Below are 14476 nucleotides of genomic sequence, written 5' to 3'. Positions count from 1 at the left end.
GCCCGTCGACCCCGCCCGCGTCCAGGCCAACTTCGACACCCTCGCCGCCCGCGTACGAGCCGCCCTGGAAAGTCAGGGACTGGACTTCACCTCCGTCGTCCTGCGCAGGGAGGTCGACGCCCGCTACGGCCCGCAACTGGCCGAGGTGCTCACCCCGGTGCCGGACGGCCTCTTTGACGAGGCGTCCGTGGCCGCCATCGGCGACGCGTTCGAGACGGAGTACGTCCGCAGGTTCGGTCCCGGCACCGGCTACCGGGAGGCGGGCATCCACCTGGTCACCTACCGCGTGCACGGCGTCGGCACCCTGCCGGTGGAGCCCGTGCTCCCTGAACTCCCCAAGCCGGCCGGCAGCGCCGAGGACGCCCGCAAGGGCCGCCGCCGCGTCTTCCTCGACCTGACCAGAGGCTGGGAGGACACCGACGTCTACGACTACCTCGCGCTCGGTCCCGGCCACGTCATCACCGGCCCGGCCATCGTCGAGGTGCCCACCACCACCGTGGCGGTGCCCGCCGGAGCCGAAGGCCGGATCGACCGGTTCGGCAACCTCGCCATCCACCTGCCCTGAGCCTGGAGGACACCGTGCCCTTCTCCGACCGGTTCGCCAGCCGCCCGGCGCCGCTCGACGAGCTGCGCCGCGCGATCTCGCCCGACCTGCGGCTGCACGCCGTGGACCAGGCGGCGGTCGAGGCCGTCGATCCACTCACCTACGAGGTCGTCCGGCACCGCATCTGGTCCATCACCGACGAGATGGGCGACACGCTCAAGCGCATGTCGGGCTCCACCTCGGTGACCGAGGTCAACGACTTCGACTTCACCATCGGCGACGAGCTCGGCCAGGAGGTCCAGGTCGGCCTCTTCAACACCGGCCTGGTCGCCGCCATGGACCTGGCCATCTACTGGACGCTGCGGCACCGCTCGGCCAACCCCGGCATCGCCGAGGGCGACATGTTCCTCTGCAACGACCCGTGGGTCGGCGGCGGCCTGCACCAGAACGACGTCGCCGTGCTCGCCCCGATCTTCCACGACGGGCTGCTGTTCGGCTGGTCCACGGCCATCTGCCACGTCGCCGACCTGGGCGGGGTCGCGCCTGGCTCGTTCTCGCCGACCGCGACCGATGTGTTCGCCGAGGCGGTGCCCACCCCACCCATCAAGATCGTGCGGGGCGGCGTGATCCAGGACGACGTCGTGGACGCCTACCTGCGCAGGTCCCGGGTGCCGGAGATGGTCGGCCTCGACCTCCGGGCCAAGATCGGCGCGAACCGGCTGGCCACCGAGCGCATGCTCGGCCTGATCGGCCGATACGGCGCCGACCTGGTCAAGGCCGTGATGAAACGGATGATGGACGACGCCGAACGGCGGCTCCGGGCCAAGCTCACGGCACTGCCCGACGGCACCTGGCATGCCGTCGGCACGCAGGAGCAGGCCCTGCTCGGCGACCGCGGCCTGTACACGATCGAGCTGCGGATGACCAAGGTCGGCGACCACCTGACCTTCGACTTCACCGGCACCGACCCCCAGCACGGAATGATCAACTGCCCGTACGCGGGGATGCGCGCCGGGGTCATGTTCGCCGTGCTCCCCATCCTGGCCGGTGACATCCCCTGGGCGGCGGGCGGCCTGATGCGCTGTTTCGACCTGATCAGCGAGGAAGGCACGATCAACAACGCCGCCTTCCCCGCCGCCGTCTCCAAAGCTCCCGTCGGCCCCGCCTGGGCCACCGCCAACCTGGTCGCCGAATGCCTGGGCAAGATGCTCGACACCACGGCCGAATCCAGGTCGAGGGTCCAGTCCGTCTGCGCGGGCACCTACGATGGATGCCTGCTGTCCGGCGTGGACGCCGAGGGCCGGCCGTTCCTCGGCGGCCTGGCGGACACCATGGCCTCGGGGTTCGGCGCGCAGCCGCACGCCGACGGCGTCGATACGGCGGGCCTGTTCGTCATCCCGATGGGCCGCGCGCCGGACGTGGAGATGACCGAGCTCACCCAGCCGCTGCTGTACCTGTGGCGGCGCGAGGAGCCCGACACCGGCGGCGCGGGGCGGCAGCGGGGCGGCCTCAGCGGCTCCGTCTGCGTGATCCCGCACGGCACGCGCGGCTCGATGACGGCCATGTTCACCGGTTCCGGCAAAGCGGCCTCGATGAGCCCGGGCCTGGCCGGAGGCTACCCCGGCGGCACCCAGACCGACCTGGTCGTGCACGCCTCCGGGGCGCGCGCCGCACTGGCCGCGGGGTGGATCCCCGCCACGGTCGGCGAGCTGGGCGGCGAGCACCGTCTGGTCCAGGCGCACGACGAGGTGCGGGTGGAGCCGGACGGCGTCATCGTCCTGCGCTGGGCGGCGGGCGGCGGCTACGGCGACCCGCTGCTGCGCGACCCGGCCGCGGTCGCCAGGGACGTCGCCGAGGGGAAGGTGTCCGACGAGGCCGCCCGCACCCTGTACGGCGTCGCCCCGGGCATCACCGACAGCCTCCGCCACCTGATCAGGGAACGCCGCCGCGAGCACGCCACCGTGCCGCCCGAGCCGACACCGGTGAGGGCTACCGGCGGCGAGCGCCTCCCCTTGGACGACAACCTGCGGCTCGCGCCGGGGGAGGACGGCGGCAGCGTGGTCGTCTGCGCCCACTGCGACCACGCCCTCGGACGCTGGGGGGAAAACTACCTGGCGGGGCTGCCGCGCCGTACCGGGGCGACCGCCGAGGCGGGGCCCGCGAGCTGGCCGAGCCCGCACGACTATGTCGACGAACCCATCGAGTTCCGCCAGTTCTACTGCCCTGGCTGCTACACCGCGCTGCTCACCCAGGTCGTCCCCGCCAGGCGGCCGATCATCCTCGACCGCGCACCCGCCACGGAGATCGCATGACCGCCGACGTCGTTCCCTATCCCGACCACCTCGCCCGCGCCTACCGGGAGGCGGGGGCCTGGCGCCCGCACACCATCCCCGGCGAGCTGCGACTGGCCGCCCGACGGTGGCCGGACACGCTCGCCGTGGTCACCGCGACCGAGCGGGTGACCTACCGCGAGCTCGACAGGCGCGCCGACCGGCTCGCGGTGGCGCTGCGGCGCCTCGGCCTCGCGCCCGGCGACCCCGTCGTCTTCCAACTGGCCAACGAGGCGCACACCGTGGTGGCCTACTACGGCGTGCTCCGCGCCGGGCTGGTGCCGATCTGTTCCCTCGCCCAGCACCGGGCCCGCGAGATCGGCTACCTGATCCGGCACACCGGCGCCCGCGCGCACCTGGTGGAGGCCGACTTCCGCGACTACGACCTGCCCGGCTTCGCCGCCGCCATGGCGGCCGAACACGAGAGCGTAACGGCCGTCGTGGTTTTCGGCGGGCCCGCGCGGGATGGGCAGCACGCCTACGCCGACCTCGTCGCCGGCGTGGACGCCGACGCTGCCGCCGAAGAGGTCGGCACCTGGCCGGTCGATCCCGCCTCCGTCGCGGTCTTTCAGCTGTCCGGCGGTACGACCGGCGACCCGAAGGTGATCCCGAGACTGCACTGCGAGTACGCCTACAACGCCCGCGCCTGGGCCGAGCACTGGAACTGGGGCCCGGAAACCGTGGTCCTGCACGCCGGCCCGATGATGCACAACGCGGGCATCGTCGTGACCGTGCAGTCGGCGCACCTGACCGGCGCCACCGTCGTGCTCGTCCCGCGGATCGACGCTGAGGCGATTGCCGAGGCCGTCGCCCGCGAGCGCGTCACCGACACGATGATGGGCGTGGGCCTGCTGACCCGCCTTGCCGAGCACCCGCGACTCGGCCGCTTCGACTTCTCGTCGCTGCGCCGGGTGTTCTTCGCCCCGTCCATCCCCAGCGCCTGCGACCAGGCCGAGAAACTGCTCGGCTGCCGGGTGGTGCCGCTGTTCGGCGCGGGCGAGGGCATCTTCCTCACCGCGCCCGACGACGCCCCGGAACAGGCCCGCAAGGCCACCTGCGGCGCGCCCCTCTCGCCGCTGGACGAGGTGCGGCTGCTGAACCCGGGCACCGAGGAGGAGGTCGCGCCCGGCGAGATCGGCGAGCTCGTGGCGCGCGGGCCGTACACGATCCACGGCTACTACCGGGCGCCCGAGCGCAACCTGACGGCCTTCACGAGCGACGGCTTCTACCGGACCGGTGACCTGGCCCGCGCCCACCTCGTCGAGGGCGTCACCTACTACTCCCACGAAGGGCGCATCACCGACAACATCAGCCGTGGCGGTGAGAAGATCCACGCCGACGAGCTGGAGGGCCTGCTGGCCGGGCATCCCGGTATCGCCGAGGTCGCCGTGGTCGGCATGCCGGACCGGCTGCTCGGCGAGCGTGTCTGCGCCTTCGTCCGCCCGGTCAAGGACCATGTTCCGACCGTCGCCGAGCTGGCGGACTTCCTGCTCGGACTGGGGCTGGCCAAGTTCAAGCTGCCCGAGCGGGTGGAGATCGTGGACGAGTTGCCGCGGACCAAGGTCGGCAAGGTGTCCAAGCGCGACCTGCGCGACCGCATCAACGCGCTCGTGAGCAGGGAGCAAGGCCATGGATGAGCCGGTCGGCTTCGGCACCCGCATCACCGAGATCGCCGCCAGGATCCCCGGCAGGCCCGCCGTCACCTTCGCCCCGGTGCACGGCGAGGAGACGGTGCTGAGCTGGGCGGAGCTGGAGGCCCGGGCGAACCAGACGGCCAGGCTGCTGGCCGCTCACGGCGCGGGCCCGGGCCGGGCGGTGATCGTGGCACTGCCCAACGGGCCCGCGCACCTGCTCGCCGCCATCGGCGCCTGGAAGCTCGGCGCGATGGCGGTCCCGCTCAAGCACTCCCTGTCACCCCGGGAACGCGCCGATCTGATCGGCCTGGTGGACCCGGCGGTGGTGGTGGCCGCGGACTGGGAGGTCCCTCCGCCCGCCGTACGGCTCGGCCCGGCCGACCTCGAAGCCGGGTCGGCCCTGGACGCCGGACCGCTGCCGCCGGTCGTGCCACATCCGGGGAAGGCCGTGGCCTCCGGCGGATCGACCGGCGGCGCCAAAGTCATCGTGGACCCCCGCCGCTGGGCGCACAGCCCGGGCAAGGCGCTCGGCATCGGCTCCGTCCAGGGGCTGCGCGCCGGGCAGACCCAACTGGTCGCCGGAGCGCTCTTCCACAACGCGCCGTTCTGCTGGGCGCATTTCGGGCTCTGCGAGGAGCACCACTTGGTGCTCACCGACCGGTTCGACGCCGCGCACGCCGTCGACCTCATCGAGCGGCACCGGGTGCAGTTCCTCTTCATGGCGCCGGTGATGATGCACCGCGTCATGCGCCTGCCCGGCCTCCCGGACCGGGACCTGTCGAGCATCGAGACCCTGTTCCACACCGCCGCACCCTGCCCCGCCTGGCTGAAGCGCGCCTGGATCGACCGCCTCGGCCCGGAACGCGTCATCGAACGCTTCGGCGCCTCCGAAGCGGTCGGCAACACCTTCATCACAGGGGCCGAGTGGCTGGCTCATCCCGGGAGCGTCGGCCGGGGCGAGCGCACCCACATCAGAATCCTCGGCGAGGACGGCCGCGACCTGCCTACCGGCGAGGTGGGGGAGATCTTCACCCGCTCGCTCGACGCCACCGGACCGACCTACGAGTACCTCGGCGCCCCGCCCGCCGACACCACCCCTGACGGCTACACCAGCGTCGGCGACTTCGGCCGCCTGGACGAGGAGGGCTACCTGTACCTCGCCGACCGCCGCTCTGACATGATCAACAACGGCGGGGTCAACGTCTATCCGGCCGAGGTCGAAGCCGTCCTGTCCGAGCACCCCGCAGTCGCCGACGCCGCGGTGGTCGGCCTGCCCGACGCGGAGTACGGCCGGCGCGTCCACGCCGTCGTGCAGCCGACCGCCGGCCACCGCGTCACCGAGGCCGAACTCGTGGACTTCTGCCGGGCCCGCCTGTCGTCGGAGAAGGTCCCGCGCAGCGTCGAGTTCCGCGACCCGCTGCCCCGCGACGCCGCCGGAAAGCTGCGCCGACGTGGGCTCGTCCCCCAGGAGGAGTGAGTGACATGAACCCCAAGACGATCGCGGTCACCGGAGGCGGCGTGATGGGCGCCCAGATCGCGCAGGTGCTCGCCGTACACGGGCACACCGTGCGGATCCACGACCTGGACGACCGCAGGCTGGCCGCCGCCCGCGAGCGGATCGTGGACGGGCGCTTCGGCCTGCGCGCCTCGGTCGCCAAGGGCAAGCTCACCGAACAGGAGTCCCAGGCCGCCGCGGACCGCCTCTCCTACACCACCGACCTGGCCGCCGCCTGCGACGGCGTGGACCTGGTCCAGGAGGCGGTGCCGGAGGACATGGGACTCAAGGTGCGGGTCTTCCGGCGGCTGGACGAGGTGAGCCCGCCGGGCGCGGTGCTGCTGTCGAACACCGCGGGGCTGCCGGTGTCGGCCCTGGCCTACGCGACCGACCGGCCTGCCCTGGTGTTCGGCTGGCACTGGTTCCAGCCGTGCGCCGTCATGCGCTGCGCCGAACTGGTCGTACACGACCGGGTCGACCCGGAGGCGCTGGCCGCCGTCACGGCCGTGGCCGAGTCCTGCGGCCGTCGCCCCGTGGCCGTCCATGACCAGCCGCTCGCCTGGGGTTTCGTCGCCAACCGGATCAACGCGGCGGTCCGCCGCGAGGCGGACCAGATCGTCGCCGAAGGGGTGGCGACCCCCGAGCAGGTCGACGCGATCATGCGGGACGCGCTCCGCTGGCCCATGGGGCCGTTCGAGATGCGAGGCGCCGCCGCGCTCGGCTGACCACGACTACAGGAGGATGAGGATGCCAGGCTCACTGAGGACCAGAGGCGTCGACCACGCCGCGTACGTGACCGCCAGACCCGCAGAGACCATCCGCTTCTACCGCGACGTCATGGGGCTGCGCACCCCGCACGTGATCACCGCGAAGGGATGGGGGGGTAAGCCGCACCCCGACTTCGTGCACTTCTTCTTCGACATCGGCAACGGCGACCGGCTCGCCTTCTTCTACTACTTCGGCGTCCCCGAGGACCCCGGCGCCGCACGTCCCACCTACCACCTGGCCCTGCACGTGGAGACCCAGGAGGAACTGCTGGCCTGGCGCGCGCGCTTCGAACGGCTCGGTGTGCGGGTCATCGCCCAGATCGTCCACGAGACCATCGAGTCGATCTACGTACGCGACCCCAACGGGATGGTCCTCGAGATCACCAGGCCGCTGCGGGAGCTGTCCGAACGGGACGAGTTCGACGCCGAACTCTCCCTGGCGGCCCTCCTCGACACGCTTGAGGAGGACGACCCCACCCTGGAGACCTTCTGGCAGCGCAAGGCCGAACTCGTCGAGAAGGAACTCGCCAACGACCCCGAGGAGGACTGACATGACCGCCATCTACGTGCTGGACGTGCCCGAGTTCGCGCCCGTGGCCGAGGCGGCGACCGGCGAGGACCTCTCGCTCACCCGCCGCTCCGGCTACTTCAGGGTGAGCTCCCCGGGCCCCATCAGCGTACGGCGCGCCGACACCGACCTGGTGGACGCCGTCTGGTTCAGCGCCCTGAGCGGCGGCTACGCCGGCGCGCTGGAACGCTTCGACGGGGACCTGATCAGAGTCGTCCCCGACGGGAGGTGAACCCGCGTGCGCACCCCCGCCGAGTTCAACGGCGACTGGTACCCGCGGGACCTGCCCCCCGGCGTCGAGGTCTCCTCCCACCTGCTGCCCACCGGCGACGGCGCGGCCACCCGGGGCTGGCTGTACACGCCCAGGGCCGCCACCGCCGTGGTCGCGGTCATGCACCCGCGGGCCGACGCCTCGCGCCACTACCTCATCCCCGACCTGCTCGACGCCGGTCTCGCCGTCTGGGCGCAGACCGGCAGGGGCGGCGGCGGCGACCTGCGCCTGGTCCACGAGAGCGCGCTGCTCGACATCGCCGCGGGCCTGACGTTCCTGCGGAAGCGGGGATTCGGCGGAGTCGGCGCGCTCGGCAACTCCGGCGGCGCGAGCCTGTACACCTTCTACGTCCAGCAGTCCCTGCGAGACCCGGCCTCCAGGATCGCCCGCACCCCCGGTGGCCGCCCCTCGGGCCTGCCCGAGGCCGACCTCCCGCCCCTCGACGCCGTGGCCTACCTGGCCCCGCACCCCGGGCAGGGGGCACTGCTCCTGGAGTGCATCGACCCCTCGGTGACCGACGAGACCGACCCGCTGTCCGCCGACCCCGCGCTCGACCTCTTCGACCCGGCCAACGGATTCGCCGCCCCACCGGCGAGCTCCGCGTACACGCCCGAGTTCGTCCAGCGGTACCGCGCCGCCCAGCGGGCCAGGGTGGCCAGGATCGACGCTGCCGCGCGGGCGCTCATCGACCGGCGGCTGGCCGCCCGTACCCGGTACAAGCGGTCGGGCGCGGACGCCGACCTGCGGGCGGCCACGCACATGCCGGTCGTCACCGTCCACCGGACCGACGCCGACCCGCGCACCGTCGACCTGTCCCTCGACCCCTCCGACCGGCGCTACGGCTCGGTCTTCGGGCCCAGACCGCACGTGGTCAACTACGGCCTGATCGGCTTCGGCAGGATGACCACGCCCGAGGCGTGGCTGTCCACCTGGTCCGGGCTGAGCAGCAACGCCGCGATGGCCGCCACCGCGCCGGAGATGACCCTGCCGTGCCTGCTGGTGGAGTACACCGGCGACAACTGCGTGTTCCCCGCCCAGATCCGCGCCGTCTACGACGCGCTCGGCTCCACCGACAAGGCCCACCTGCGGGTGCGCGGCGACCACTTCGGCCGTGCCCTGGACGGCGACGGCCCCGAGGTGCCCGCCCGTGCCAGGACCGCCGTCGCCGCCTGGCTGCGCGACCGGCTCACATGAGAGGACTTCCAGTGCCACCACTGTCCGGTCGCGTCGCGATCGTCACCGGAGCGGGCCGGGGGCTCGGCCGGGCGCACGCCCTGCTGCTGGCCGAGCTCGGCGCCGCCGTCGTCGTCAACGACCTGGGCGGCGACGTGCACGGCGCCGGCCACGACGCGGCCCCCGCCCGGCAGGTCGTGAACGAGATCCGCCGCGCGGGCGGGCATGCCGTCGCCAGCGGCCACGACGCCGCCGACTGGGCACAGGCGGCCGAGCTCGTCGACCTCGCCGTCACCACCTTCGGCGACCTGCACGTCCTGGTCAACAACGCGGGAATCCTGCGCGACCGGACGCTGGCCAGGATGAGCGAGGCGGAGTGGGACGCGGTCGTCCGCGTCCACCTCAAGGGCCACGCCGCGCCCACCGCGCACGCCCTCGCGCACTGGCGCCGCCGGGCCAAGGAGGGCAACCCCGTCGCCGCCTCGGTGGTGCACACCACGTCCGTCGCCGCCTTCGCCGGCAACGTCGGCCAGGCCAACTACGGCGCGGCGAAGATGGCGCTGCTGGCCCTGTCCCGCTGCGTCTCACTCGAAGGTGGCGGGTACGGCGTGCGCTCCAACGCGGTCTCGCCGGGCGCGCGCACCCGCATCACCGCCGGAATCGACGGCGACCAGCCGCCCGCGGCCGGGTTCGACGCCGCCGACCCAGCGAACGTGTCCCCCCTGGTGGCCTGGCTCGCCCGCGCGGACTGCCCGGCCGACGGCCAGGTCTTCCACTGCTCGGGCGAGGAGATCCTGGTCGTGGACATGCCCAGGGTGAGCGCGCGGCTCAGCGGCCGGGGCCGCTGGACCATGGACGAGTTGGACGAGCGGCTGGCCCCACGGCTGCGCGTCCCGCCGGCGCTCGGAGACTTCCTCGGCGGTGCCGCGTGAGGACCCTCTACACCGGCGCGGACGTCTTCGACGGGACCGGCGCCCCGCCCGCCACGGCGGACGTGGTCGTCGAGAACGGCCGCATCCTGGACGTCGGCCCGGGGCTGGACGGCGATGCCGCCGTGGACCTGACGGGCGCCACCCTGCTGCCCGGCCTCATCGACTGCCACGTCCACGTCACCGTCGACGGCATCGACACGCTGAAGCGGCTGGCCGCGCCGTACTCGCTGCGCTACTTCCAGACCGCCCGCAACCTCGGCGCGCTGCTGGACGCGGGCCTCACCACCGTCCGAGACGCGGGCGGCGCCGACCTCGGGGTCAAGGCGGCCGTGGACGGCGGCGTGGTGCGCGGCCCCCGGCTGCGGATCGCGATCACCATGCTCAGCCAGACCGGCGGCCACGCCGACCCCTGGCTCCCGTCGGGCGCCTGCACGCCGGCGCTGCCTGCCACTCCCGGCGTGCCGCCGCCCGTCGTGGACGGGGTGGACGAGATGCGCCGCAGGGTGCGGGAGCTGGTCCGGGCCGGCGCCGACTGGATCAAGGTGGCCGCGTCCGGCGGGGTGATGTCGCCGGGAACCGATCCGCGCCGCGCCCAGTTCACCCCCGACGAGCTCCGGACCGCCGTCGCCGAGGCGGCTGCGGCGGGACTCGGCGTCATGGCGCATGCCCAGGCCGGGCCTGGCATCCGCAACGCGATCACGGCCGGTGCCCGGTCGATCGAGCACGGCGTCTACCTGGACGACGACCTGATCGCGCTCATGCGCGAGCGGGGAACCGTCCTGGTGCCGACCCTGCTCGCTCCCCGCAGCGTTTTGGACGCCGCGGCGTCGGGAGCGGCGTTCAGCGAGCGGTCGCGCGCGAAGGTCGCCGAGATCATGGAGGCGCACGACGACTCCTTCCGCAGGGCCGTGGCCGCGGGCGTGCCCGTCGCCATGGGTACCGACGCGATCGGCTACCCGCACGGCCGCAACCTGGAGGAACTGGAGTTGATGCGCGCCGGCGGCATGAGCCCCCTCCAGGCGCTGCACACCGCCACCGGCGCCGCCGCCGCGCTGCTCGGCCTCGCCGACGACCTGGGCACCATCGCTCCCGGCAGGCGCGCCGACCTGGTCGCCGTGCGCGGCGCGGCGACCGACCTCACCGGGCTGCGCGAGCGGATCCTCCTGGTCGTCAAAGACGGCCGGTTCGCCGCGGGCCTGTCCACCAGCGAAGAAAGAAGGAGCGCATGACCCGGAATGTCTGGGACAAGCGGGCCGTGCACATCGCCGGCGTCGCTGAAACCGCCCTTGGCGAGGTACGGGATCAGACCGAGTTGTCCATGTTCGCCGCCGCGGCCAGGGAGGCGCTCGGCGAGGCGGGGCTGACCCTGCGCGACGTCGACGGCGTGTTCGTCAACTACATGGGGGAGGAGGGCAGCGTCCAGGTCGCCGAGTACCTCGGCATCACCGCGCCCCGCTACGCCGACTCCACCGACCTCGGCGGCGCCGCGTTCGAGGCGTTCGTGCACCACGCGATGCTCGCCGTCGCCGAAGGCCGCTGCGAGGTCGCCCTGATCGGCTACGCCTCCCGCCAGCGCACCCGCCGTTTTCGCAACATGGCGGGCAGCCCCGTCGACGCCGACAGCCTGGCCGCCCAGTTCCAGTCGCCGTACGGCCTGCCCGCGCCGATCGGCCACTACGCCATGATGGCGGCCAGGCACATGCACGCCTACGGCACGACCCCCGAGCAGCTCGCCGAAGTGGCGGTCGCCGCCAGGGCGTGGGCGCGGCTGAACCCGAAGGCGTGGTCGCGCGACCCGCTCAACGTGGAACAGGCGCTGGCCAGCCGCATGATCTCCACCCCGCTCCGGCGGAGCGACTGCTGCCTGGTCACCGACGGCGGCGGCGCCATCGTGGTCACCACGGCCGAACGCGCCCGCGACGCGGCCAAACCGTCGGTACGGGTGATCGGCGCGGGTGAGAGCCACACCCACTGGCACCTTGCCAGCATGCCGGACCTGACCGTCACGGCGGGAGCGGTGTCCGGCGGGGAGGCCTTCGCCATGGCCGGCATCACCGCCGCCGACGTGGACGTGCTCCAGCCGTACGACTCCTTCACCATCACCGTGCTGCTGGCGCTGGAGGACCTGGGCTTCTGCGGCAAGGGGGAGGGCGGCCCGTTCGTCTCCGGCGGCCGTCTCGCTCCCGGCGGCGCGCTGCCCGCGATGACGTCGGGCGGCGGGCTGTCGTACAACCATCCGGGCGCCCTCGGCGCGCTGCTGCTGGTCGAGGCCGTACGGCAGTTGCGCGGTGAGGCCGGGGAGCGGCAGGTGCCGGACGCGCGGATCGCCGTCGCCCACGGGGTGGGCGGCTTCAACTCCACCGCCGCGACGGTGGTGCTCGCCCGATGACCACCAGCCGACCGGAGGAGTCCATGAGCCACGGCGACGCGATCACCGCGCCTTTCTGGGCCGGCGCGCGGGAAGGGCGGCTGCTCCTGCAGCGCTGTGCCCGCTGCGGAGCCCACCAGTTCTACCCCAGGCCGTTCTGCCTCGCCTGCGACCACGACACGCTGAAGTGGGAGGCGGCGGCCGGCACCGGCGTCGTCTACTCCCGCACAGAGGTGCACGTCAAGGTGCGAGAGGACCTCGTGCCGCCATACACTGTGGCAGTCGTCGCCCTGGACGAGGGGCCGAGGCTGACCACCCTCATCGTGGACGGCGACGGCGACCCCGGCGCCGGCTGTGAGATCGGCGACCCGGTCGAAGTCTTGTGGCGGGCGCGCGCCGAGGCCCCGCCGCTCCCCGTATTCAAGAGATCCGCATGAGCCTGCCCACCGTCCGTCCCGTACGCCCGGGCGACGCTGCCCAGCTCGCCGTCACCATGGCCAGGGCCTTCGACGACTACGCCTACACCGTGTGGACCGTTCAGGCCGAGGGCAGGTTCGACCGGTTGCGCCGCCTCTACTCCCTCTTCGTGGCCGAGTTCGCGGCCGGTCACGGCGGCGTGTGGGTGACCGGCGACTGCGCCGCCGTCGCCTCCTGGCTGCCGCCCGGCGTTACAGGCCCGGATGAGGCCTTCCAGGAGCGGCACGGCGCCGCGATCGCCGAACTGATGGGCGACAGGCTGCCGTTCGCCGCCGCGGCGGGCGAGATCACCGACCAGTACCGGCCCACGGAGCCGCACTGGTACCTGGCCTCGATGGCCACCCACCCCGACTGGCAGAACAGGGGGCTCGGCGCGAGCGTCCTGGCGCCCGCGCTGCGCCGCTGCGACCTCGACGGCGTCCCCGCCTTCACCGAGACCGCGTCAGAGGCCAACGTTCGGTTCTACCGGCGGGCGGGCTTCGAGGTGGTGGCCGAGAACGAACTGCCGGACGGCGGACCCCACCTGTGGTTCCTGCGCCGCCCGCCGGGTGCCGCGGGGTGAGCGCCCACCGCGTGGGCCTCGTGGTGCCCAGCTCCAACATCACCATGGAAGCGGAGATCCCGGAGCTGCTGCGGCGCAGGCGGGAGCGCTTCCCGGGGGAGACGTTCACCGTGCACGGCAGCCGGATGCGGATGCGCCACGTGACTCCCGAGGAGCTGCGCCGGATGGACGGCGAGAGCGACCGCTGCGTCACCGAGCTCGCCGACGCCAGGGTGGACGTCTACGTCTACGCCTGCCTGGTCGCGATCATGGCGGGCGGGACCGGCTACCACGAGTCGGCGGAGCGGCGGCTGGCCGCCGTGGCCGAGGCCGCGCAGGGGGCGGCGCCGGTGGTCTCCAGCGCGGGCGCGCTGCTGGCGGGGCTGGAGGCGCTCGGCGCCCGGAACGTGGCGATGGTCACGCCGTACCTGCCGGAGCTCACCGGGCTGGTTCGCGACTACCTGGAGGCGCACGGGGTGAGCGTGCGTGACGCGCTCAGTCTGGGGGTGGCCGACAACCTGGCGGTCGGCTGTCTGGACCCGGAGGCGCTGCTGGCCCACCATCGGCGGCTGGATCTGACCGGCTGTGACGCTCTGGTGCTCTCGGCGTGCGTGCAGATGCCCTCGCTGAGCGTCGTCCAGCGCGTGGAGGACGAGGTCGGGATTCCGGTGGTGACGGCGGCGACGGCGACGACGTACGTGCTGCTGCGGGCGCTCGGGCTCGCGCCTGTGGTGCCGGGCGCGGGCAGGTTGCTGGCGGATGGCTGATGAATCATGGGAAAGGGGGGCGCGGAAGCGCCCCCTTTCCCATGATTCAGATCCCCGCGGGGACGATCGGCCAGCACTCGGCGAGGTCCACCTGACCGGCCACCACGGCGGTTCTGAGCCGCTCCGTGCCCGCCGAGCCGTCGCCTGCCAGGGTCGCGAGGCCGGTCCGGCCGCGGATCTCCTCGGCCAGCGCGGCCAGCGACAGGTCCGGCGGGCCGGGCGACTCCAGCCGGATGACGTCCACCCCCGACGCCCGGAAGGACTCGAGGTCCACGGCGAGCCCGGCCGGGACCGCGACGGCGCGCAGTGCCGTTCCGGCCGCGTCCGTCGCCGCCCTCAGGTCGGAGGGCGGCGAGCTGAACTCCACGTAGCCGAAGCCCGCCTGCGCCGCCGCCTTCGCGAGCGTGGGGTCGGGCGCGATCCTGACACCCGGCACCGCGTCGGTGCGCGCCGCGATGAACCTCGCCAGTTCCGCCCAGGCGTCCCAGTCGAGGCCGTCGGCCACCCCGTCGAGGTCGATCACGACCAGCCCGGCCCCGGCGAGAGCGAGGCCGCCGAAGCGGGCCAGATCTAGGTCGCGGGCATCAGCGGACCCGGCGGGCGCGGGTG

General features: G+C 73.3%; 14 protein-coding genes and 1 pseudogene. 14 read left to right on the top strand and 1 reads right to left on the bottom strand.

Annotation, left to right across the window (positions count from 1 at the left end; genetic code table 11):
• The 14 genes and pseudogenes from C1I98_RS41620 to C1I98_RS21935 all read left to right on the top strand — a co-directional run.
• Positions 1-565, top strand: a pseudogene (locus C1I98_RS41620) (hypothetical protein); the annotation flags it as partial.
• A gap of 14 nt (positions 566-579) precedes the next feature.
• Positions 580-2856: a hydantoinase B/oxoprolinase family protein gene (locus C1I98_RS21995; protein ID WP_199537115.1), complete on the top strand. Its 2277-nt coding sequence runs from the start codon at positions 580-582 to the stop codon at positions 2854-2856.
• Positions 2853-4511, top strand: a complete 1659-nt coding sequence (locus C1I98_RS21990) for a (2,3-dihydroxybenzoyl)adenylate synthase (RefSeq protein WP_111169320.1) — start codon at positions 2853-2855, stop codon at positions 4509-4511. Before C1I98_RS21995 ends, C1I98_RS21990 begins: the two co-directional genes overlap by 4 nt.
• Positions 4504-5985, top strand: coding sequence for an AMP-binding protein (locus C1I98_RS21985; RefSeq protein WP_111169319.1), 1482 nt, complete (start codon positions 4504-4506; stop codon positions 5983-5985). The genes C1I98_RS21990 and C1I98_RS21985 overlap by 8 nt, the downstream gene beginning before the upstream one ends.
• Positions 5986-5990: 5 nt before the next feature.
• Positions 5991-6728 carry a 3-hydroxyacyl-CoA dehydrogenase family protein gene (locus tag C1I98_RS21980; RefSeq protein ID WP_111169318.1) on the top strand — a complete coding sequence of 246 codons (738 nt, stop codon included), beginning with the start codon at positions 5991-5993 and terminating at the stop codon, positions 6726-6728.
• Positions 6729-6750: 22 nt separating this feature from the next.
• Positions 6751-7320: a VOC family protein gene (locus tag C1I98_RS21975; RefSeq protein ID WP_199537114.1), complete on the top strand. Its 570-nt coding sequence runs from the start codon at positions 6751-6753 to the stop codon at positions 7318-7320.
• A gap of 1 nt (position 7321) precedes the next feature.
• Complete coding sequence (locus C1I98_RS21970) at positions 7322-7570, top strand: hypothetical protein (RefSeq protein ID WP_199537113.1); 249 nt, start codon at positions 7322-7324, stop codon at positions 7568-7570.
• Between the two features lie 6 nt (positions 7571-7576).
• Positions 7577-8803: an alpha/beta hydrolase gene (locus tag C1I98_RS21965; protein ID WP_111169316.1), complete on the top strand. Its 1227-nt coding sequence runs from the start codon at positions 7577-7579 to the stop codon at positions 8801-8803.
• A gap of 11 nt (positions 8804-8814) precedes the next feature.
• The gene (locus C1I98_RS21960) at positions 8815-9714 is read left to right on the top strand and encodes an SDR family NAD(P)-dependent oxidoreductase (protein WP_111169315.1); all 900 of its coding nucleotides are present in this window, start codon (positions 8815-8817) and stop codon (positions 9712-9714) included.
• On the top strand, positions 9711-10943 hold the full coding sequence (locus C1I98_RS21955) for a metal-dependent hydrolase family protein (protein WP_111169314.1): 1233 nt from the start codon (positions 9711-9713) through the stop codon (positions 10941-10943). The genes C1I98_RS21960 and C1I98_RS21955 overlap by 4 nt, the downstream gene beginning before the upstream one ends.
• On the top strand, positions 10940-12103 hold the full coding sequence (locus C1I98_RS21950; RefSeq protein WP_111169313.1) for an acetyl-CoA acetyltransferase: 1164 nt from the start codon (positions 10940-10942) through the stop codon (positions 12101-12103). The genes C1I98_RS21955 and C1I98_RS21950 overlap by 4 nt, the downstream gene beginning before the upstream one ends.
• On the top strand, positions 12100-12519 hold the full coding sequence (locus C1I98_RS21945; protein WP_199537112.1) for a Zn-ribbon domain-containing OB-fold protein: 420 nt from the start codon (positions 12100-12102) through the stop codon (positions 12517-12519). The genes C1I98_RS21950 and C1I98_RS21945 overlap by 4 nt, the downstream gene beginning before the upstream one ends.
• Positions 12516-13121 carry a GNAT family N-acetyltransferase gene (locus C1I98_RS21940; protein WP_111169312.1) on the top strand — a complete coding sequence of 202 codons (606 nt, stop codon included), beginning with the start codon at positions 12516-12518 and terminating at the stop codon, positions 13119-13121. Before C1I98_RS21945 ends, C1I98_RS21940 begins: the two co-directional genes overlap by 4 nt.
• Positions 13118-13867, top strand: a complete 750-nt coding sequence (locus C1I98_RS21935; protein WP_111169322.1) for a maleate cis-trans isomerase family protein — start codon at positions 13118-13120, stop codon at positions 13865-13867. The genes C1I98_RS21940 and C1I98_RS21935 overlap by 4 nt, the downstream gene beginning before the upstream one ends.
• A gap of 46 nt (positions 13868-13913) precedes the next feature.
• On the opposite strand, the gene C1I98_RS41615 is transcribed toward C1I98_RS21935, so the two are convergent.
• Positions 13914-14476 (bottom strand): hypothetical protein (locus C1I98_RS41615; RefSeq protein WP_158558138.1); only part of this gene is annotated, 563 nt, incomplete at its 5' end.

This window comes from Spongiactinospora gelatinilytica (assembly GCF_003236385.1).
In the GTDB taxonomy this organism is placed as follows: domain Bacteria; phylum Actinomycetota; class Actinomycetes; order Streptosporangiales; family Streptosporangiaceae; genus Spongiactinospora; species Spongiactinospora gelatinilytica.
This window is presented reverse-complemented; position numbering and strand designations above follow the sequence as displayed.